The organism is Candidatus Bathyarchaeota archaeon, from assembly GCA_026014725.1.
Taxonomy (GTDB): Archaea; Thermoproteota; Bathyarchaeia; order Bathyarchaeales; family Bathycorpusculaceae; genus Bathycorpusculum.
Genome location: JAOZHV010000059.1, coordinates 317,709 through 337,557, shown reverse-complemented (window position 1 = coordinate 337,557; position 19,849 = coordinate 317,709). Strand labels below are relative to the sequence as shown.

Annotated in this window: 21 protein-coding genes, 1 tRNA gene and 1 rRNA gene; 16 read left to right on the top strand and 7 right to left on the bottom strand. The window is 42.9% G+C overall.

Annotation, left to right across the window (positions count from 1 at the left end):
• Together NWE95_13625 and NWE95_13620 are read left to right on the top strand one after the other, a co-directional pair.
• Positions 1 to 671 (top strand): 16S ribosomal RNA (locus NWE95_13625); the annotation flags it as partial.
• A gap of 552 nt (positions 672 to 1,223) precedes the next feature.
• Positions 1,224 to 1,949 carry a hypothetical protein gene (locus NWE95_13620; GenBank protein ID MCW4004939.1) on the top strand — a complete coding sequence of 242 codons (726 nt, stop codon included), beginning with the start codon at positions 1,224 to 1,226 and terminating at the stop codon, positions 1,947 to 1,949.
• 12 nt (positions 1,950 to 1,961) lie between these two features.
• Here NWE95_13620 and NWE95_13615 read toward each other — a convergent pair whose 3' ends face one another.
• Positions 1,962 to 2,720, bottom strand: coding sequence for a serine/threonine protein phosphatase (locus NWE95_13615; protein MCW4004938.1), 759 nt, complete (start codon positions 2,718 to 2,720; stop codon positions 1,962 to 1,964).
• Positions 2,721 to 2,752: 32 nt separating this feature from the next.
• Positions 2,753 to 3,439 carry a diphthine--ammonia ligase gene (locus NWE95_13610; protein ID MCW4004937.1) on the bottom strand — a complete coding sequence of 229 codons (687 nt, stop codon included), beginning with the start codon at positions 3,437 to 3,439 and terminating at the stop codon, positions 2,753 to 2,755.
• A 224-nt stretch (positions 3,440 to 3,663) separates the two neighbouring features.
• Between NWE95_13610 and NWE95_13605 the strand changes: the two genes are divergently transcribed.
• Genes NWE95_13605 through NWE95_13595 form a run of 3 tightly spaced genes read left to right on the top strand, consistent with a single transcriptional unit; the run spans position 3,664 to position 6,848 of the window.
• Positions 3,664 to 5,358: an ATP-binding protein gene (locus NWE95_13605; GenBank protein MCW4004936.1), complete on the top strand. Its 1,695-nt coding sequence runs from the start codon at positions 3,664 to 3,666 to the stop codon at positions 5,356 to 5,358.
• Entirely contained in the window at positions 5,359 to 6,096 is a 738-nt protein-coding gene (locus tag NWE95_13600) for a hypothetical protein (GenBank protein ID MCW4004935.1), read from the top strand. It begins immediately after the preceding gene.
• Positions 6,093 to 6,848 carry a hypothetical protein gene (locus NWE95_13595; GenBank protein ID MCW4004934.1) on the top strand — a complete coding sequence of 252 codons (756 nt, stop codon included), beginning with the start codon at positions 6,093 to 6,095 and terminating at the stop codon, positions 6,846 to 6,848. The genes NWE95_13600 and NWE95_13595 overlap by 4 nt, the downstream gene beginning before the upstream one ends.
• Before the next feature lie 13 nt (positions 6,849 to 6,861).
• Here the strand turns inward: NWE95_13595 and NWE95_13590 are convergent, their stop codons facing one another.
• From NWE95_13590 to NWE95_13580, 3 genes are all read right to left on the bottom strand, one after another.
• Complete coding sequence (locus tag NWE95_13590; GenBank protein MCW4004933.1) at positions 6,862 to 7,896, bottom strand: DNA adenine methylase; 1,035 nt, start codon at positions 7,894 to 7,896, stop codon at positions 6,862 to 6,864.
• Positions 7,897 to 8,083: 187 nt separating this feature from the next.
• On the bottom strand, positions 8,084 to 8,473 hold the full coding sequence (locus NWE95_13585) for a PIN domain-containing protein (protein ID MCW4004932.1): 390 nt from the start codon (positions 8,471 to 8,473) through the stop codon (positions 8,084 to 8,086).
• A 12-nt stretch (positions 8,474 to 8,485) separates the two neighbouring features.
• Positions 8,486 to 8,749, bottom strand: a complete 264-nt coding sequence (locus NWE95_13580; GenBank protein ID MCW4004931.1) for an AbrB/MazE/SpoVT family DNA-binding domain-containing protein — start codon at positions 8,747 to 8,749, stop codon at positions 8,486 to 8,488.
• Between the two features lie 260 nt (positions 8,750 to 9,009).
• Here NWE95_13580 and NWE95_13575 point away from each other — a divergent pair, with 260 nt between their 5' ends.
• Positions 9,010 to 9,318: a translation initiation factor gene (locus tag NWE95_13575; protein MCW4004930.1), complete on the top strand. Its 309-nt coding sequence runs from the start codon at positions 9,010 to 9,012 to the stop codon at positions 9,316 to 9,318.
• 40 nt (positions 9,319 to 9,358) lie between these two features.
• Positions 9,359 to 9,595 (top strand): hypothetical protein, encoded by a 237-nt coding sequence (locus NWE95_13570; protein MCW4004929.1) that lies wholly within the window; start codon positions 9,359 to 9,361, stop codon positions 9,593 to 9,595.
• On the opposite strand, the gene NWE95_13565 is transcribed toward NWE95_13570, so the two are convergent.
• Positions 9,592 to 10,530, bottom strand: a complete 939-nt coding sequence (locus NWE95_13565) for a transcription initiation factor IIB (protein MCW4004928.1) — start codon at positions 10,528 to 10,530, stop codon at positions 9,592 to 9,594. The two genes, NWE95_13570 and NWE95_13565, sit on opposite strands and share 4 nt — an antisense overlap.
• A gap of 381 nt (positions 10,531 to 10,911) precedes the next feature.
• On the opposite strand from NWE95_13565, the gene NWE95_13560 reads away from it, so the two are divergent.
• The 6 genes from NWE95_13560 to NWE95_13535 all read left to right on the top strand — a co-directional run bounded on the left by NWE95_13560 (position 10,912) and on the right by NWE95_13535 (position 16,725).
• Positions 10,912 to 10,984: transfer RNA gene (locus NWE95_13560), tRNA-Gln, on the top strand.
• 132 nt (positions 10,985 to 11,116) lie between these two features.
• Complete coding sequence (locus tag NWE95_13555; protein MCW4004927.1) at positions 11,117 to 12,010, top strand: winged helix-turn-helix transcriptional regulator; 894 nt, start codon at positions 11,117 to 11,119, stop codon at positions 12,008 to 12,010.
• 130 nt (positions 12,011 to 12,140) lie between these two features.
• Positions 12,141 to 12,884 carry an ABC transporter ATP-binding protein gene (locus NWE95_13550; protein ID MCW4004926.1) on the top strand — a complete coding sequence of 248 codons (744 nt, stop codon included), beginning with the start codon at positions 12,141 to 12,143 and terminating at the stop codon, positions 12,882 to 12,884.
• Positions 12,885 to 14,051, top strand: coding sequence for an ABC transporter permease (locus tag NWE95_13545; protein MCW4004925.1), 1,167 nt, complete (start codon positions 12,885 to 12,887; stop codon positions 14,049 to 14,051).
• Between the two features lie 22 nt (positions 14,052 to 14,073).
• Complete coding sequence (locus tag NWE95_13540) at positions 14,074 to 14,454, top strand: hypothetical protein (GenBank protein MCW4004924.1); 381 nt, start codon at positions 14,074 to 14,076, stop codon at positions 14,452 to 14,454.
• 261 nt (positions 14,455 to 14,715) lie between these two features.
• Positions 14,716 to 16,725: a putative cobaltochelatase gene (locus tag NWE95_13535; GenBank protein MCW4004923.1), complete on the top strand. Its 2,010-nt coding sequence runs from the start codon at positions 14,716 to 14,718 to the stop codon at positions 16,723 to 16,725.
• Between the two features lie 93 nt (positions 16,726 to 16,818).
• Here the strand turns inward: NWE95_13535 and NWE95_13530 are convergent, their stop codons facing one another.
• Positions 16,819 to 17,022, bottom strand: coding sequence for a hypothetical protein (locus NWE95_13530; GenBank protein MCW4004922.1), 204 nt, complete (start codon positions 17,020 to 17,022; stop codon positions 16,819 to 16,821).
• On the opposite strand from NWE95_13530, the gene NWE95_13525 reads away from it, so the two are divergent.
• The 3 genes from NWE95_13525 to NWE95_13515 are packed head-to-tail and all read left to right on the top strand — an operon-like array spanning position 17,015 to position 19,844.
• Positions 17,015 to 17,953, top strand: a complete 939-nt coding sequence (locus tag NWE95_13525) for an ABC transporter substrate-binding protein (GenBank protein ID MCW4004921.1) — start codon at positions 17,015 to 17,017, stop codon at positions 17,951 to 17,953. The genes NWE95_13530 and NWE95_13525 overlap by 8 nt on opposite strands.
• Positions 17,950 to 19,026 (top strand): iron ABC transporter permease, encoded by a 1,077-nt coding sequence (locus tag NWE95_13520; protein MCW4004920.1) that lies wholly within the window; start codon positions 17,950 to 17,952, stop codon positions 19,024 to 19,026. Before NWE95_13525 ends, NWE95_13520 begins: the two co-directional genes overlap by 4 nt.
• On the top strand, positions 19,023 to 19,844 hold the full coding sequence (locus NWE95_13515; protein ID MCW4004919.1) for an ABC transporter ATP-binding protein: 822 nt from the start codon (positions 19,023 to 19,025) through the stop codon (positions 19,842 to 19,844). The genes NWE95_13520 and NWE95_13515 overlap by 4 nt, the downstream gene beginning before the upstream one ends.
• Positions 19,845 to 19,849: the final 5 nt, after the last annotated feature.

Below are 19,849 nucleotides of genomic sequence, written 5' to 3'. Positions count from 1 at the left end.
GCCGCAGGGAAGCTGTTAAGCCTGCCGCCTGGGGAGTACGATCGCAAGATTGAAACTTAAAGGAATTGGCGGGGGAGCACCACAAGGGGTGAAGCTTGCGGTTTAATTGGAGTCAACGCCGGAAATCTCACCGGGAGCGACAGCAGTGTGAAGGCCAGATTGAAGGTCTTGCCAGACGAGCTGAGAGGAGGTGCATGGCCGTCGCCAGTTCGTGCCGTGAGGTGTCCTGTTAAGTCAGGCAACGATCGAGACCCGCGTCCTCTGTTGCTACTAGCTTTGTGCTGGGCACACTGAGGAGACCGCCACTGATAAAGTGGAGGAAGGAGCGGGCCACGGCAGGTCAGTATGCCCCGAATCTCCCGGGCCACACGCGAGCTGCAATGGCAGGTACAATGGGTTCCGACCTCGAAAGGGGGAGGCAATCTCGAAAGCCTGCCGTAGTTGGGATCGAGGGTTGAAACCCACCCTCGTGAACATGGAATCCCTAGTAATCGCGTGTCACTAGCGCGCGGTGAATACGTCCCTGCTCCTTGCACACACCGCCCGTCGTTCCATCCGAGCGACTCTTGGGTGAGGTGCCGTCTTCTAGGCGGTATCGAATCTAAGTTTCGCAAGGAGGGAAAAGTCGTAACAAGGTGGCCGTAGGGGAACCTGCGGCCGGATCACCTCCTAAGAAAACACGTTTCGCGTTTGCGTGCTTGATTGGAGGAGCAAGGAGAACATGTAGCAGGTATACGTCAAAGCCCAGAATTTAGCAATCTAAAGCTGAAGAGAATGGGTTTCAAATTTCTTATTTTCAATGTACAGTTTTTATATTTAGTTGTTGTCGCGCTCCTCTCCTTCCACAACACTTGCATTGCGTTCTAGCCTGTGTTTTGTTTCTGCGTTTGCTTTAGGTGGAGAGTTTTTCAGGTCAAACTTTTCCGTTCAATTCACTTGAATATGGTTATTATCGCTCTTGTTAGACTTTGTGTTGTTGGCTTTGCGGAGGACTTTTCAATATAAAATCTTTTTCCGTGCAATAATTCTTGTAATGTCTTTTATGACAAAGACCAAGGTATTATTGATTTGAAGAATTATGCTGTTCTTTTAGGAGAACGCTCCGTTCCGCTGAGAGAGTAATGAGGAGGTTGTTGTATACTTATTGCTGAATTAACGATGAGAAAAGACGTTGGCATCAAATCGGTTGTGAGAACACGGTCAAACTAAAGCAGGCGAAAATTTTGTTTCTTCTGATATTAGTTCCTGTAGTTATAGGCTTAACCATTACAGCCGGTTACTATAATTTAGCCAATAGATCTTATCAAAAAGGCGTGCCCTCCGGTATATCGCAGTCCACAACCGCACCTACTCCACTCTCACACCTGCAGATATCCTTCCCTAAGAATAGAACTTATGAGAAGACACAGATTCACCTAAACGTTACAGTAAGCAACAGAATTGCACAAATTACGTACAGTCTTGATGGAGGAAAGAATTGGACTCTTTCCGAAAATAAAACAATTTGGGCAGGCGACGGCAGTCACAACATTATCTTTTATGCATTCGACACTACAAGCAAACTTGTAGAGTACAGAACTGTCTATTTCGAGGTTCGGTCCCCAAAATTTGAGCAGCAATCCCTGACACGCGCAGAAGCAATCAATGATTTAACATCTCAAGGCTTCACAATTCAAAAAGGGAGCAACGTTACAATAGAACAATACTATGGCCCACGAGAGTTACCTATACTTACAGACTTTATCTACGTAGGTTGGTCTAATCTAATTCTGAACGCCCGCAACTATAATACATCAGTGATTTACGAATACATCTATGATACGGTTGTTTTCACCGAAACGCACCACTATGACCTAAGATTCACCGTGTTTTATGTTGAGCAGCCAAACACACCTTTCAAACTTTTCGCTTGGACCTACGAGGGGCCTAAATGGATAAATGGTCCCTAGATTTCGTTGATGTTATCGCTTAATATAGTAATCATTTTTAGACGACACTGGGTCGATAAAATAAATAAGGGGCACTCCGTCATAGACCGATGTCGCCTGCACCGTAACAACTCTGCCGCCATGTGCATAGTGAGGTTTATTCTTTGCAATCATGGGTTGATGGCTTCGAATGATTCTCTCAACACCAAGCGCCCTGCAAACCGAAGCTGAAACGTCAGCGCCGAACTCCACGCCTGCACCACGCCTGTTTGGGCGCTCGCCCTCGCCGTCGAAGGGGTCAGACCACAAGATGTCTAAACGCAAGTCCGCTGAAGGAGATTTGAGGTCGTCGATTTTGGTGAGTTTGCTTGAGACACCGCCGTGAACCAGCAACGCATTGCCCTGTATCAGCGCTGACAGTTGCAGGCTGTCAATGAAGGGTTTGAATTCGTCTTTAAAGAAGCGGTTCCAGCTTCCAACTTTAGCTTCTGCCTCGTTTATGAGGGTGGCTGGCGAAAACTTGGGTTCGCCATAGTTCGTGTAGTCTTCATGATTACCCATCAACGCAACAACATTGTTTGGATGCTCCTTGTGCAACGCTGCAACCCGCCGAATCGTTTCCACACCAAACGCCCCACGGTCAGCATAATCGCCCAAAAAAACCAGCAGATCCCTGTTTAAATCAACAAGACCAAGCAGAGCGTCCAATGCCTTGTAGTCTCCGTGAAGATCGCCGACTACTCCAATCCTATCATATTTTTTAGGATTAACAACAACCAGCGCAGAATTCAAGGTTTCGCCTACTTACATGTGCTGTGTATGGGCTATTTTTGTTTTAGAGTTGCCTCTTTGATGTCGATGTAGCGGTTTTTGCCCTCTTTTTTCAAATCTAACTTGCCCACTTCGATTTGTTGCTTAAAGAGCGGAGCATCAACAACCATCGTGTGATACCACGCCGTCGGCGTTTCTCCGCATGGGTCGAGCTTGTTCTTGGCGCAGACCGCTAACAGTTCCCTTTGGCATTCGCTGTCACATACGTGCCCCAGCCACTTCTTTGCAAAGCCGTCAAGGTCACGGGCGTACTTGGTGTCGATGCAGCCAAAAATGAATTTGATGCCCGATTGGAGTTCTTCGTTGAGCAGGATTGCGTGGTTGCCCGTTGGGTTCCAAAGCGGCGTAATCAGTTCCAACCCGATTTGTTTGCAGGCGTTCTCGTAGAATGGCTTGTGGTTTATGTTGGCGATGTCGCCTGTCACCAACCCCTCGATGCCCTCGCGCTTTAGCTGTGCCAGCGCGTTGTAGACGTCTTTCATGGCATCTTTGATTTTGACTTTCTGCTGAGGGATGCCCAGCGCTTGGGACTGGAGCTCCATGAGCTTGAAACTATGAAAAATGTAGGGCTCACGATAAACATACGTTAAAAGGCGGTCAACATCTAAACCGCGCTCTACAGCCTTATGCAACGCAAAGCAACTGTCTTTGCCGCCGCCCCAATGAACAACAACCTTCATGAACTCACCTTATCGGAGAAAGACTTGGAGCGGTAAGTAATAAAATTTTGCGCTAACTAAAACTTTGAAAAGTCGATTTTTTCGACGCGTCCCAGATATAGGGCTATGCTTGAAACATTTTATCTTTTGATTTAAAGCTTAATTTATCTGATATTTGGGATTATGGGAAAATTTTAAGTGGAGATTACCGATATTTCTCTAAATTAGTTTGAGGTTGTTTGATCATGGATGGACAAGAAATAGAAACAGGCAAACTGCCGATGACTGTTGCGAGTGAGGTAATAAAATATTTTAGTATTGGTCTTTACCAAAACTTCGCGAGAGCAGTTAAGGAACTAGTTTCAAATGCTTATGATGCACAAGCAACTGAAGTAAGAATTAGGCTTGACCTTTTGAGTGGTAGAATCATTGTAAGGGATAATGGAAAAGGAATGGATCTCGGTGATTTGAAAGAAAAGTATCTGGTCGTAGGTGGTCCAACACCCTTATCTGAAGAAATTGACGAGTTAGGAAGAAAGAGAATTGGAACTTTCGGAATAGGTTCTGTTGCTGTTTTTCCGTATTGTGAAAAAGTGACCATAATTACAAAAAAGCGAAAAAGTGACAAAAATATTCAGCTAGATATTGATTCAAGCAGATTTTTTAAGGGCGGAACGTTCCAACTTGGCATTGGTGAAACTGCAGAGTTTCCCTATAAAATTACTTTGAGCGACCTGCCTCACAATCAAGGAGAAACAATCATTATTCTCGAGGGAATCAAAAAGCATATACTTAATGAATTAAGGGAACCAAAGAAATTAAGAGGCTCAAGCCTAAAGGAATATAGCGGCTATGAGAAGTTTAAATGGACATTAAGTCAATATTGCCCGTTGCTTTACCCAAAGGAGCATCAAGACCTTAGGGATTTTTTTGCGTATAAAGGCAGAAAACCGCTTCGAGTTTGGTTAGATGGCGAGGAACTTTTTAGAAATGTTGCCGAAAATGCACGGATTCTTGAAAAGGGTGAGGAGAAATTTGGTAAGATTCGAGTTAAATACGCAATAATGTGCCCTTTTGCCTCAGTCCGACCTGAAGAAGCAAAGGGTTTTCAAATAAGATTACGTGATGTCGGAATCGGTTTGCCTAGTGACTTTGAAATTACGAAATTAACCGGTAAAGTTCCTGGGAAACTCAATTATTTAACAGGTGAAATTCACGTCCTTGAAGGATTAGCAGACTCCTTAATGATTGATAGGGATAGTTTCTCTTTTACCAAAGAAGTCGCTGATTTGCAAGCATTTTTCAGAAAAAAACTGGCTGAATGGAATGAAAAACTTGAAGATAAGTCTCGTGAAGACAAGGAGATCTATGAAGGTCTTCTTTTTACACAAGATAGTGATCGAGTGCTAGAGGAACTCAAAAAAGCCGAAATAATTCAATTTCCAAAAGAGCGTCTTAGGATTTCGAAAGATGCAATCTCCCGAAGTAAAAGAAGACGACATGAATCGGCATCACCTGTTTCTAGAATGAAGGAGGTTCTAACAAAAGAAAAGGGTATAAAAGTTAAGGCTGAACAGATTGAAGTTGATGAAAATAAACCGCCAATAGAGATAAGCCATGACAAAAAAAGTGTGATTATTTATGAAAGGCACCCTGCTTTTACGGAAAAGGTCAACGTCCTGAACAGGACTTTTCGTGTGGAATATTCAAACTGGAACATAGATATTACACCGAGCATTTGTAAACTTGCGGATAACACTGTTTTCTTCAATCTTTCACATCCTTTATTCAATTGCGGGTTAAGTGAAAGAGTGGTCAAAGAATTATCGCTTGGTTTATACCTAATACTATATGAAAAGGACCCAAAAATTCTCACTCAAATTGAGAAATTGCTGATGAAAGTGTTTATTAGCGGAGAGGATGAAAAAGAAGGGTTCTAATTGGCTTCCGTCGTAACCGTTAGAAGAGAATTTCTTGATGAGTTATGGCTACCTTTGCTACGGGAGGGCGGAGCCCAACTTTATCCTTTAAGAAGAAACAAAAAAATGAAGATTCTTGTATTTACCGATGAAAATGGCAATAAAGAAATAACTGCTTATATAAATTCAAGATTAACAAATAAAGAAGAAATTTTTGCTTGGACAGAGACTTTTCCAAAGGCTGCACGATTAGAGACATATTGTCCGATAAAGATCATTGGCGCATCTCGGTTTCAGGATTCTCCACTGCAGAATACAGAAAATTTAGCGCCATACCTGCCGTTCGATGCTTTGATTATTGATTTTAGTCGTCAGAGCTCAATAGACACAGAAACACGTTTAGAACAAGAGATCACTTGCATAGAACACTTACTTGTAGCACAAAAACAAAGAAAAGAAGATATCGTTTTTGTATTCATTTATACAACAGTTATAGACGCACAAACCTTGAATTGCGAAATCATAAAGCAGGCGTCAGATAATATTCACTTTCAAAATTGGGCTGGTTTAACTGTAATTGACCTCCCTACAAATACGGTAGAAGCTAAAGATAAAATTTCTATTATTGAAAATGTCTTAATGCAATTTGCATTAAAGTTTAATTTCACAGTGGATTTGAGAAGAAAGGTTTCTGACTTATTGAATGGACAAAAACTATATTCTGTCTGTGGTATATTTAAACCATGTGAGCAACTATGAAGCGGTTGGTATTAAGAGATCTTGGTGAGGCCACCCGGTTAATTTATGAGAACCAGCGTGATTGGAGTAGAAAAAACTGGTGTAAATCATTGGATGAACATGCATCCGAGACTGAAAAATTATTAGAGCAACTTAGCGCACTTTATATTTGGAATAATAAGCTTCAAAGCGTGCCCGCCGCTAAAGAGTTGATTCCTGAGGTTTGGATGGATATTTACGTTTCAATAACCTTTGCAAATATGGGTCTTTATAAGCATGCAAACATGTCTTTACGAAGTGCTCTTGAAACTGGTCTTCGTTTAATTTATTTTTCCACCCATCCGACGGAATATAATTGGTGGAAACTTGGGCAAAAATTTGGTCAAGATGAGAGAAATGATGTTTGGGGTGGATGGGATTATTTTGGTACCCTTTTTTTGGATTTTGAGCAATTATGTGCTATGGACGATATGGATCTTTTCAAGTTTAATCGGAAATGGGTAACTGAATTGTATAGAAACCTCTCAGGTTCAATTCATACTCATGCGAAAAGATTGCAGACAACCACAGGGTATTCACCAAAATATGACAGCGCAAAATATATAGAATGGAAAGATTTCTTTTGTCAAACTAATACATACTTGAACATCTTGCTAACTTTAGGGTTTACCACCACTTTTAAAAAAATGCAAACAGGTGATAAATCTAAAATATTAGATGTTGCTATTGGCGACTTTTATAATGATAAATTGAGAGAGCGTCTTGGGCTCTAATATAGTTCTAAATTTACTCTGACACAAAAAGAATTTCGCTTACTTTTCTTTCGCTAAGAACATACTTATAAGGGATTGAATATATCGCGGGTTTTTTGCCCGTATATTTCAAAAACAAATTGGAGATTTTTCTTTTGGATGGATATCCATCGCCTCGATACGATAATATGACTTTACTGCCCGAGAATTTTTCTATTACCTTTTCTAACAAGTGGGGAATATTTTCTTTCCTAGTCCATGCATCGATTTTTGGATTTTTTCTCATGGCTCTGTTCTTTCTCGTGTAGTCAATCTTTTCTGACCAATTATCATAACTCACTATCCCCTCGAGAAAGTGGTACATCTCGAGGTAATTTACCCCGTGCCCAGACATGTAGGGCGGATCGAGGTACACAAGATCAAAATCGGTAGAAAGGTCAAACACGTCTAGATTTGTAGCCTTGTTGCATTTTCCATTTGAAAATACGGCATTATTATATTGATCAATAAATTTCTTGAAGTAAAATTCGAAATTAGTATCCCAGCAAGTTTTATTATTGAAAGTTCTTTCCACATTATTTAACCTTAAATAAAGGTTTTTCCTATGAAAAAGATTGAACGGTCTTTTAATAAGGCATGCTTGACCTAATGCGGCTATCAGTATGGCTTTCTTGTACTTATCTTCGACAAGGTTGATATTTTGAACAACGACATCTAACCACGCGTTTTCTCCATTGGTAAAATAAATATCTTGGAAAGTTTTACTTATGAAACAAGAATATTTTTGATTAGCGTTAAACTTTAAGCAATTCTCTATTTCAAAGAATGAGGGTCGAATGCTAGAGTTCTCTATTAGGGCTAGACCAGAATTGTAATTATATGTCAGTATATCGTTGTAATATACGGTTTTTCTCTTTTTCTTCGCATAAAAAGAAAACGCCCCTGTTCCTCCAAAAGGTTCGAGCGTTTTCTCAAAATTTAAGTCTTGGATGCACTGCCATATCCAATCAAGAATCTTCGTCTTGCTACCTATGAATCTAGTCGAGGGAAATTCAGGTTCTTTAAGCACACATCCCTTATAGCACTATTCCAAGATATCTCTTTTTCGGTTAGGAACCAAGTGTTCTTTTGCTTAATAAAAACAACCGTTAGATAATTGTTGCGTTTTTGGTGGTTGCTTTTCTGTTTTGTTTGATAATAAACCATCCTGACATTGATTTGTCAGTCCAAGTATCGGCATACTTTTTGGATGCATGCTAGAGCCAGATTCGTTTGGTTTCTTTTATTGTGTCGAAGTGCGGGTCGTCGGAGATTATTTTTGCTTGGTTTTTTATGGCTGTGGCTGCTATGATGCAGTCGCCTATTGGAACGTGTTTGTAGAGGCTTTTTAGGAAGCCTGCTTCCTTAGCAATGGATGAACTTAACCCTTCTATTTTTAATCCGCTTGCATTGATTGAGCGATAAACCATTTCTGCGCTTTCTTTGCCCTTTCTTGAGTGAATAAACTGGATTACTTCAAGGATTACTATCGCTGGGATGATTCCCTTGGCGGTTTGCGTTAACTCCCTCATTTTTTGGTTAGTTTTCTGCCGCATTTCTGTGTCTTGAGAGTAAAAGTGCTCTAAAAGAAAGCGACTGTCTAGCACTTGCTTCAAAAACTAGTATTCCTCACGTAGCTTATCTAATTCTTTCTTTATCTCATTAATGTCAGCTGTTCCCGCGAAAACTCCTGCGAGTTCCTCCAGTTTGGGTACACGTTTAAACATCACTGTTTGATCAACAGTTTCCACTGCCAAAACATCGCCTTCTTTTATTTGGAGCTTTTTTCTGATTTCAGCGGGGATGGTTGTTTGCCCTTTTCTTGTGACTTTAACTGTTTTCTGCATCACGATTCCCTGCAATAGAAATGCATGCACTACCATATAAACAAATTCCTACCAAAATAAAAAGTACTACCAATTTACAATACAAAGCCCCCAAGCCTAACAGAACTGCTTGTGCAAACCCGCAACCAACAAGTAGCCCTAAACCAAACGTCAACATAAAAAACAACGTTCCAAACAACCCACAGGTTGATGTTGTACTAAGAACCCCACTCAACAACAAACTATAAGAAAAAAACAAACCAAAAACACCTAAAACTCTTATATACACCCAACACCAATTCACTGATGACAATATCATGGCTGAAGTTTGTTCAACATGCGGACTACCAAAAGACCTATGCGTCTGCGGAGAAATTGAAAAAGAACAACAACGAATCCGCATACGCCTCGAAACCCGAAAATTCGGCAAAGCAACAACCATCATCGACGGCATGGACGACAAAAACTCCAACTTATCCAACGTCGCACAAAAACTCAAATCTTACTGCGCATGTGGCGGAACCCACAAAAACGGGCAAATCATGCTCCAAGGCGACCACCGCGACAGAGTCAAAGACTACCTCATAAAAATCGGTTACCCACAAGAAAACATCGAACTCCAGTAAGCCCGCAAAACAACCCAAACCAAAAGGTGCAATCCTTCTCATGAAAAAACTAGACCCCATCCGCGAAATCCTAAAAAACACAAACCACAAAAAACCAACTGCAATATTTTGCCCAAGATGCGCAAGCCCAAAAATACAACTCACAAGCACACTCGCAATCGGGCTAACACCAAGACAATACTACTGCGAACAATGCGGATACGTAGGCACAATCGTAATGGAACTCGAAAAAGAAAACCAAGAAAAAACAATTTTAAAAAAGAAAAAAATGCCTTAATCAGGCAACTCCAAATTCAACTGCTTCTTAAGTGTCTTATAGCGGTTACGAACCGTAACCTCAGTCACACCAGCAGCCTCAGCGATGTCTTTTTGAGTCTTCTTCTCGTTATTCTGCAAACAAGCAATATACAGCGCCGCAGCAGCCAACCCCATCGGGTCTTTTCCCGCAGCAGCACGCTTACGTCTTGCATCACGCAAAATCTGAATCGCAGCACCCTGAGTCTTACCAGAAATCCCAGTTTTCTCAGCAATCTTTGAAACATACGTCAAGGGATCAGCAATCGGCATATGCACCTCAAGCTCACGCAACAACAACCGATAGCATCGCGCCACATCCTTTTTATCAACAAGGCTGGCTTCAGCAATTTCTCGCAAAGTCCGAGGTGTTCCGCTTCCACGACAAGCAGCATACAACGCCGCCGCAGCAATCGCAGCAATAGACCTGCCACGAACAAGACCCTTATCGAGCGCTTTTCGGTAAACTACAGCAGCTTTCTCCTTAATCGGTGGTGGAATGTAAACTTTATCAGATAAACGGTCAAGTTCCGCCATGGCTTGCGCAAGATTCCGATCAATAGAGGAATGAACCCTGCTTCGAATCTGCCATTTCCTAAGCCGCCACATCTGCAAACGCGTAGACAACGGCAACTTGCGCCCAAAAGCATCCCTGTCCACTTGACTAATAGCCGTAGACAAACCTTTATCATGAACCGAATAAGACGTGGGAACGCCAACACGGCTCCTGGATGCTTTCTCTTCTTGCGTAAACGCACGCCACTCAGGTCCTTTATCCATCATCTGTTCATACAAAACCAAACCACAATCGCCACAAACCGTCTCACCAGTATCGTAATCATGAACCAAATTATCGCTACCGCATTCTGGACACTTATCAGCTAAACGCTGTGCAGTCCGTGTTTCCTTTTTACTCAACCTTTCATCTACCTCTTCTAATCAACATGCGTAGAACCGTCACCATAGGCCAATCTGGCTAGAAATAGTACATTCGGCCCGCGCAAACTAAGCAAAGGAACAGACCTAATATTTAAGATTTGTGGTTTATTAAACCTATTGCACACAATGGTTTCTAAATCTCAAAAACTCTAAAAAAAGCCCGATGGAAAAAAGTGTAAAAAAATGCTTAAGTGCGCGCATAAACCATAACATGGCTAAAACACATCGCCACCCTTACTTGCTAAAGAAGCGCGACATAAATTATTTGATTTACAGGCAGATGTGGGGAACGCTTATTAGGAAAAAAAGCTCCGTTAAACATCTAACAATAAATAAAAGAACCGTTTAAACAAACACTGCAGCCCGGTGGTGTAGTGGTCAAGCATAGCGGGCTTTGGACCCGCCGACGAGAGTTCGAATCTCTCCCGGGCTACTGAGAACTCTCGTGGGTTTTTGTTGTTTGTGGCTATTTACCATAATGAACGTTAATGTCTTACTCAGATTTGTATTATTTACGCTAAGTCTTTAAGTAGTGATTATATAAAATGATTTTAGGCTAAAAACAGTGGACAAAACAGACGTTATACTATGCATGATGTTGCTTGCGAACTCTAGGCTCTCCTATCGTGAATTGGCAGAGAAACTGAACCTTTCAGTAACCGCTGTTCACAACCGCATCCAAGACTTAATCGACAGGGGCATAATACGCAAGTTCACTGCAAGACCAAGCATCTTGGTGCAAAACGCAATCCACATCTTACTCATCGGCACTTCAAGGGCCAACTCCATCCGCAATTTGAAACCTAAACTTGAAAACCACGGCTCAATCTACTGGTTCGCTGTAGGCGGCGGCAACGTCCTCTATATCGGCGCTTACCTTAAACACATAGCTGAACTCGAACCGCTTGTCAACTTCATCAAACAAACCGCCCACATGCCTGAACCAAACGTGGGAATAACAACTTCACCCATGCCGCCAAACCTGAAAGCTCTTGAAATCGAAACCGACCTCTGTAACTTGGACTACAAAATCATCCGTAGCCTAAAAGATAACTCCCGTAAACCCATAGCTTATGTCGCCGAGGAAATTGGAGTTTCAGCTAAAACAGCTCGCCGTAGACTTGACCGCATGATAAAGAATTTCCTGATTGAATTATCCATCGAGTGGTACCCTGACGCGTCCAACGACATAATTAGCGCTTTTCATGTACAGTTGAAGCCTGACGTTGACAAGAACATATCAAATCTGATTCTGGGAAAGTATTACCCAAACACGCTGTTTTACTGGGGCTTTAGCAATATACCCAACGAATACCTTTTTATGACTTGGTGTCCAACCAGCAAAGAAGTTAAAGAACTTCGGGAAAGCTTGGAGCAGGAACCCACGGTGCAATCGGTTGCGCCAAACGTCATCTACACAGGTTATGTTTTTAATTATTGGCGCGACCAATTCCTATAGCTTGTTCAATTCTTTAATTAGTTAGTGAAAAAAAGAGACTTTCTTAGCCTTCTGCATTCATTTTCTTCAAGCAACAGGTAAACAAGAACCTAAATTCACAAACAGCCTTATACTCTATCAGGGATTCAAAATGGCATTTGCATTAATAATAGAAAATTTAACAAAAAAATTTGAAGACAAAACTGCCGTAGACAACCTTACACTGCAAATCAGCAAAGGCGAACTTTTCGGACTACTTGGACCAAACGGAGCAGGCAAAACTACCACCATAAACATTCTCTGTGGACTCATCAAACCCACAGGTGGCTCAGCCCAAATCCTCGGCTACGACGTACAAAAAGACACAGCCAAAGTCAAAGAACTCATCAGCGTATGCACTCAAGAAACAGCAATCTACCCATACCTTACCGCAGTTGAAAACCTTGAGCTTTTCGGCAACCTGCACACGCTAGACAAAAAAACCCTCAAAACAAGACGCGACATGCTACTAGACAAAATGGGCTTAGCAGAGGACGCAAAACGCAAAGCCAGCAAGTACAGCGGCGGAATGAAACGCAGACTAAGCCTTGCATTAGCGTTGATTCATGACCCAGAAATCGCTTTCTTAGACGAACCCACGGTAGCGATGGATCCGCAGTCGCGCCATGCCGTTTGGGATTTTATTAAAGACCAAAAAAGCAGGGGCAAAACCGTCATCTTAACTACCCACGCTATGGAAGAAGCACAGGAACTCTGCGACAGAGTAGGCATAATTGATCACGGCAAACTCATCGCGCTGGGCACGCCTAAAGAGCTTATAGCAGAAAACCGCGTCAAAAACCTCGAAGAAGTCTTCATTCAACTCACGGGACGCAACATGAGGGAGGAAATCTAAATGAAGCTGCAACGAGTTTTAGCGTTAACCAAAAAAGAAATGAAGAAAACCATCCGTGACCCAGCAGTCCTCTTCATGATATTTCTGTTCCCTATAGTGTTTGTTTTTGCGTTTGGTGCATCATTTGGCGGCGGCTTCAGTGGAGAGCAAACGGTAACTTATCAAATTGGTGTTGTAAACCTTGATGCAGGCGGCAATCAGCAGTGGTCGCAAGCATTCACTGATGCACTCTCGAATATGTCAATCATTAACCTTAGTGTTTACGGTGACAATCAGACTGCCCAGCTGGATTTAAGCCAAGGAAAAATCCAAGCCATAATAGTGGTTCCAGCTGACTTCAGCAACAGCATTGCATCCTATAAAGCAGCGCCAAACACTCCCACCAGTTGGGTTAACACAACCGTTCCACTATACCTCGATAAAGGCTCAATGATTGCAACCCAAGCTGTGCCACCAATCATCCAGCAGGTTTTGAGCAGCATAGTAAATCCCGCTCAGCAAGCACCCCAAAGCCCAGTACAACTACAAACTGCTTCACTTGTGGAAGTTGAAAAGCAGTCATCTGTCCTTGACTTCATCGCTCCAGGCATGTTTACATTCGCGTCAATATTCCTCATCATGATGGTTGCCCAATCTTTCACCACCGACCGCGAAAACGGCATGATGAAACGCATCCGCATAACTCCGACCTCACCTACAGAGTTCATGGCAAGCCAAGTTATCTCTTATATGGTGATAGCGTTGATTCAAGCGGTCTTAGTGTTCGCAATGATTTACGTTATGGGCTTTAGACCAACAATCGGCGCAGACGCCTACATAGTAGCTTTCATGCTGGTGTTATTGTTCAGCCTCTCAAACGTGGGCTTTGGCTTAATCACCGCCACCATCTCAAAATCGTCAGGTGCAGCCACTGGATTGAGCTTCCTGTTCGTGCTTCCACAGCTATTCCTTGGCACGTTCGTCGGCGCATCACTCTCTGGCGTAGCGCAGATGGCAGGCAAGTTCGTGCCCAGCTACTACGTCACAGACGCCTTAACGTCACTGTTCCTTCGGGGCGCCGCAATCACCAGCCAAACTGTACTGTTCGATTTCACGGTCGTGTCGGTTTCATGTGTAGCTATCTTGGCAGTCGGCATCGTGCTGTACGACAAGTACTTCAAGCTCTAAACCGTCGTTGAGATGCAAAAACATGGTGCTAAACGAGAAAATCAACACTAAAATCCTGATAAATGTAGCCAAAGCTTCTGAACATAAAGAAGCTTACCAACCCATAACCAAAACCGTCAAGTGCCGAGTAGGTGTAGGCGCACGATTATCTTCGCCGTCTGCTCAACAGCCAACCTTTTTTGTTGAAGTCATCATTAACATGTGCCCAGCCTGTAGCAAAGTAGACATCGTCTTCCTTGAACGCGCCTTGGCCTGCCTAAAAAAGCTTGAGCAGAATGGTTACACACTAACATGCCAAGACGATAACACTATCCTGTGCGAAAAAGTCGCATCCGAAAAAGCACTGCAAAAAGAGCTCAAAGTCGCGTGCATTACGGTGAAAAAACTGGAAAATGTAGCGTAAACTCGTTTTTTGTTTCTTCCTTTTTCTTTTTGTTGGTAAATAACAAAAATATTAAAACTACAGGCAAGTTCTCCAAGAGAAATTTCCAAGAGACGGGAATTGGACGGGCGATTGTTGTATTTTGCAAGCATTAGGTGCTACTAGTTAACCTCGGTTTATCAACCTGATATTAACTTTAATTTAACCAAAGTTTATTAGATAAATTGGCTAATCAACCTTGGATAATCCAACCAACCGAGGAAAATCAAAGTGCAAGACAAAATGGTTTACCCATTCAGTGCCATTGTTGGCCAAGAAAAAATGAAACTGGCGCTGGTTCTAAACGTTATCAACCCAAAAATTGGCGGTGCCCTCTTGCGAGGAGAAAAAGGAACAGGCAAATCGCTGGTTGTTCGTGCCTTAGCTAACCTCCTGCCTGAAATTGATGTAGTATCTGACTGCCCTTTCCACTGTGACCCTACACATATAAAGGACATGTGTGATTCTTGTAGCACTAAAGTAGCCAAAGGCGAAAAACTTTCAATAACTAAACGCCCAGTGACTGTAGTGGAGCTACCTGTAGGCGCCACAGAAGACAGACTTGTAGGCACAATTGATATAGAAAAAGCAATCAAAACAGGCGAGAAGCATTTCGACCCAGGAATTCTTGCAAAAGCCAATCGCAACATCCTGTACATCGATGAAGTAAACCTGCTTGACGACCACCTTGTAGATGTCTTGCTTGATGCCGCCGCCATGGGCGTTAACTTTGTAGAGCGCGAAGGTGTCTCCTTTAGACATCCAGCACAGTTCGTTTTGGTCGGCACCATGAACCCTGAGGAGGGAGAGCTTCGTCCGCAATTGTTGGACCGTTTCGCGCTTTCGGTTGAAGTTAAAGGCATTCCATATCGTGAGGCTAGAGCGGAAATAGTGAGAAGACGTGTTGCCTTCGAAACCGACCCCTCAGCTTTCGTTGAGTCTCAACGCGGTATTCAGGAAAAGCTTCGTCAAAAGATTGTGGAAGCTAGTCACCTTTTACCTAAGGTTAAATTAAGTGACGAAATGCTTGATTTAATCACTCAAATCTGTATCGACTTTGCAGTTGATGGTCATCGAGCTGACATAACGCTATACAAGACTGCTTGTACCATCGCTGCTTACAAGGGACGATCAGAAGTTATTGAAGAGGACATCAAAGAGGCAGCTGAGTTAGCGCTTCCACACCGCCATCGTCGTCAGCCTTTTGAAGAACCAAAGCTCGAGCAACAGCAAATCCAAGAAAGTTTACAAAAATGGAATCAAAGCAAACAGAAACCGCAACAAAACTCTCCCCAGAATCCTGTTCCTCCAAGCGACAACCACGACAACACTCCTGAAGAGAGGTCTGAGGAAGAGGATTCTGGGCGAGAGCAGGTTTTTGAGGCAGATTCTCCATATGCGGTAAAGCCTCTCTCGGTGCCCGTTTTAGATGAAGTTCAACGCAGTGGGGCAGGCAGGCGGTCAAAAACTCTGAGTGCTTCCAAGACTGGCAGATATGTAGATAGTACCCTTCCGAAGGGCAAAATTGAGGATTTAGCTTTTGATGCAACCTTGAGGGCGGCTGCACCGTTTCAGCTTCAACGTAAGGCAACTAATGGTGGCTGCCCAAATGGTTTGTTGTTAGAAAAGTATGATCTGCGGGAGAAAGTGCGGGAGAGAAAAATTGGTAATTTAATCGTGTTCGTGGTTGATGCCAGTGGTTCTATGGGTGCCGAAGAACGGATGGTTGCAACTAAGGGAGCGGTTTTATCATTACTGCTTGATGCTTATCAACGTCGTGATCGAGTTGGCATGGTGGTGTTTCGCAAAGAAACAGCCGAACTGGTTTTGCCGCCCACTAACAGTGTCGAGTTAGCACAAAGGTATCTCTCTTCTTTACCAACAGGCGGGCGTACTCCTATGGCTCACGGATTAAAGCTTGGTATGGAAACCATCAAAAACTATGTTAGAGGAGACAAAGAAGCGGTTCCTTTGTTAGTTCTGGTTTCTGATGGACGCGCAAACGTGAACCTTTATGGCGGAGATCCAGTTGAAGAAGCAAAAAGTATCGCTCGTGAAATCGCTTCTGCTGGTATCCAATCTTTATCTTTGGATACTGAACAAGCCTTCATATCCTTTGGGTTAGTCAAGCAAATCTCCACAGAAATGCGTGGCAAATATCTTCGTTTAGAAGAATTAAGCGCTGCACCTATTGCTTCAGCGGTTCGAACCAACCTGTTTTGCGATCAACCACTTATCATGAACAATGACTAAGGAGGTGAAGAAACTGAACAGAAATACTACAATTATCGCAATAGTTCTTATAGCATTAATTTTATCTGCTACCGCTTACGGCACATACAGCCTCTATTTCTCAAATGGTTCTTCTTCGCCGTCACCTACACCAACTCCAAGTTCCACAGTTACGCCTACGTCAACACCTACCTCAAGCCCTACTCCGAGCCCTACAGGTTCGCCGACAGCTTCGCCAACCACGAGCCCCACAGCATCACCTACACCAAGTCCTACAAATGTCACCGTTACCGATGGTGCGGGAAACACTATGACCATACAGCTTCCAGTGAAACGTATTGCTGCGCTTGATGGAGGTACCGCAGAAATTCTTTGTGCCATGGGCGCCCAAAGTTTGATTGTCGGAAGAACTGACAGTTGCACAATGCCGCCATCTATTCTAAGCGTGCCTTCATTTGGCGAGAATGATTATGCACCAAACGTCGAGGCGCTTATAACACTTGACCCCGATGTCATATTTGCCAGTTCAATGTTACCGTACAATCCTACCTCTTATGCGCAGCTTAAAAACGCTGGAATACCCGTTTACATTATTGACACAACAACACCTGAGCCCACCAATCCTTCCCAGATGACTAAACAAGAACTGTATGATTCGCCAACAGCCATAGACTTCACTTGCAAATTAATGCAAGACCTTGTTCCAATAGTGGGTCACCAAGACAAGGTAACCGAATACAAAGAATGGGCGCAGTATTATAACAAACTCGTTAAAGACCGCATATTCTCCTTATCCTCTGCCCAACTAGTTAAAACCTGGCTTGACTGGTACGACTATGGCCGAACTTTTGTTACTGCGAGCGTATACCAAGCTGGTGGAATCAACATTGCTGAAAACCAAACAGTTTACTCCCCCACGCTAAGTATTGAATTCATTGTAGAGCAAAATCCTTCAGTAATGATTTCTATGATTTTCAGTCCGTCGCATAATATAAATGACTTCATAGCGGCAAGAAACGAGATACTCAGCAGACCAGCACTTCAAAACGTTGACGCAATTAAGTATGGGCGGGTCTACATCTGTGACTTTTACGCCAGAAGCGGTGTGCGAGGCATAGTCGGCTACCTCTACTGGGCAAAGTGGCTTCAACCAAGCCTTTTCTCAGACATAGACCCAGCAACTGTTAATCAAGAGCTTAATCAAAAGTTTTTCGGAACTAGCATAGCAGGGACGTTTGCGTATCCATGACCACAAAAACAGAACTCAAGAAACTTTACAATAAAGGTAAGAAGCGGAAGCTTCTTGCAATTTTCTCTGTTTTTATAGCAGTTATTATCACAATGATTGTTTCAATAAGCTTTGGCGCAGGTTCTCCGCGTCTGCCCGAAGCATTCCAAGTTATTGTTTCACATACTTTTCCGTTTTTAAACCTCGACCCAGGTTCTCCTTTAGCTCAGACTATAATATGGGATATACGCTTTCCACGTATTGTATTAGCATTAATAGCTGGAGCAGGGCTTGCTGCCGCAGGAGTGACCATGCAGGGCGTCTTGCGTAATCCCCTTGTTTCATCTTATGTTTTGGGAATTTCTTCAGCAGCAGGGTTCGGCGCTGCGTTGGCTATAGTTTTCGGAATAGGCGTAATCTCCTTTGTCGGCGGATACTTGGTTATCGGTAACGCTTTCATGTTCTGTTTACTTGCTATGATAATCGTTTATTCAATCGCCCGCATTCGTGGAATGTCCTCAGAAACAGTAATTTTGGCTGGTGTTGCTGTTGGTTTTCTCTTTTCTGCCCTTCTATCTCTGATTCAGTATATAGCACCTGAGGATAAAGCTGTAAGCGCCATTGTCTTTTGGCTTCTAGGCGGTCTCTATACGGCAACTTGGGAAAAAATCATGATTTGTTTGCCAATCGTGGCAATCGCGATTGTTCTTATGATGACCCAATCTTGGAATATCAATATCATGAGCATGGGTGAAGATGTAGCAACAAGTTTAGGTGTCAACTCCAAGCGTGTTCTAACCATAAATATGCTTTTGGAGACAATCGCCACAGCCAGCATAATAGCCTTCACTGGTATCATAGGTTTTGTAGATTTGATTGCTCCCCATATTGCGCGAATGTTTCTTGGCAGCGACCACCGATACCTTATCCCTTGCAGCGTTGGTGTTGGTGCATTTATGCTTCTTGCTTCCGATACTGTGGCGCGGCTTGTAATCATGCCTACCGAGCTTCCGGTTGGAATTTTAACTTCTTTGCTTGGTGTCCCATTCTTCATTTATCTTCTGATAAGTAAAAGGAGGAGAACATTCGGTTGAAACTGACCATAAACAAACTTTCATTCAACTATGCTTCAGTTCCAATTCTGAAAAATATAGAGTTCGAAATGGGGCTAGGCGAAATGCTGAGCATTGTTGGCCCAAACGGCTCTGGCAAAAGTACTATGCTGAAATGCCTTAATCGCATCTTGAAAACAAAACAGAATACTGTGCTAATTGATGGTCAAGATGCAAACAAACTCACTATTAAGCAGTTATCCATGCTTATGGGGTATGTCCCGCAGAACTCAACAAGCACTTTTCCCTTTACCGTTTTTGACGTGGTTTTGATGGGAAGAAAGCCATACATTCACTGGAACATCGGTGAACGTGACAACGATATAGTTGCTGAAATGCTTGATTTCTTGGGCATCGGTCATCTGGCTATGCGCCACTTCAATGAACTCAGCGGTGGGGAACAGCAAAAAGTTATCATAGCCCGTGCTCTCGCTCAGCAGCCTAAACTCATGTTGCTTGATGAACCTACCAGTTCACTTGACATTAAACATCAATTAGAGATACTTTGTATGCTCAAAGGTTTGGCGCAAAGCAAAGAGCGTTCTGTTGTCGTTTCTATGCATGACTTGAATTTGGCAAGCCGATTCTCTGACCGTATGCTTATGCTTAAAAACGGCTGCATTTACGCCCTCGGTACGCCTGAGGAGGTGCTTACTGAAAAAAACATAGAAGCAGTCTATGGCATTAAGGCAAATGTGTCAGCCTCATTTGTCGGTAAGCCCCAAGTTACTCCGTTAGTGAATGAAACCGACCTTTACTTGAATGCTAAATTATCGCCGTTTATCGAACAAAAACATTGACAGGA

Excerpts from the sequence above, each read along its gene's own strand:
- NWE95_13610 (MCW4004937.1), bottom strand. The coding sequence starts at position 3,439 with ATGAAGGTTGTTGTTCATTGGGGCGGCGGCAAAGACAGTTGCTTTGCG.
- NWE95_13605 (MCW4004936.1), top strand. The coding sequence starts at position 3,664 with ATGGATGGACAAGAAATAGAAACAGGCAAACTGCCGATGACTGTTGCG.
- NWE95_13595 (MCW4004934.1), top strand. The coding sequence starts at position 6,093 with ATGAAGCGGTTGGTATTAAGAGATCTTGGTGAGGCCACCCGGTTAATT.
- NWE95_13580 (MCW4004931.1), bottom strand. The coding sequence starts at position 8,749 with ATGGTAGTGCATGCATTTCTATTGCAGGGAATCGTGATGCAGAAAACA.
- NWE95_13575 (MCW4004930.1), top strand. The coding sequence starts at position 9,010 with ATGGCTGAAGTTTGTTCAACATGCGGACTACCAAAAGACCTATGCGTC.
- NWE95_13570 (MCW4004929.1), top strand. The coding sequence starts at position 9,359 with ATGAAAAAACTAGACCCCATCCGCGAAATCCTAAAAAACACAAACCAC.
- NWE95_13550 (MCW4004926.1), top strand. The coding sequence starts at position 12,141 with ATGGCATTTGCATTAATAATAGAAAATTTAACAAAAAAATTTGAAGAC.
- NWE95_13545 (MCW4004925.1), top strand. The coding sequence starts at position 12,885 with ATGAAGCTGCAACGAGTTTTAGCGTTAACCAAAAAAGAAATGAAGAAA.
- NWE95_13540 (MCW4004924.1), top strand. The coding sequence starts at position 14,074 with ATGGTGCTAAACGAGAAAATCAACACTAAAATCCTGATAAATGTAGCC.
- NWE95_13535 (MCW4004923.1), top strand. The coding sequence starts at position 14,716 with ATGGTTTACCCATTCAGTGCCATTGTTGGCCAAGAAAAAATGAAACTG.
- NWE95_13525 (MCW4004921.1), top strand. The coding sequence starts at position 17,015 with ATGACCATACAGCTTCCAGTGAAACGTATTGCTGCGCTTGATGGAGGT.
- NWE95_13530 (MCW4004922.1), bottom strand. The coding sequence starts at position 17,022 with ATGGTCATAGTGTTTCCCGCACCATCGGTAACGGTGACATTTGTAGGA.
- NWE95_13520 (MCW4004920.1), top strand. The coding sequence starts at position 17,950 with ATGACCACAAAAACAGAACTCAAGAAACTTTACAATAAAGGTAAGAAG.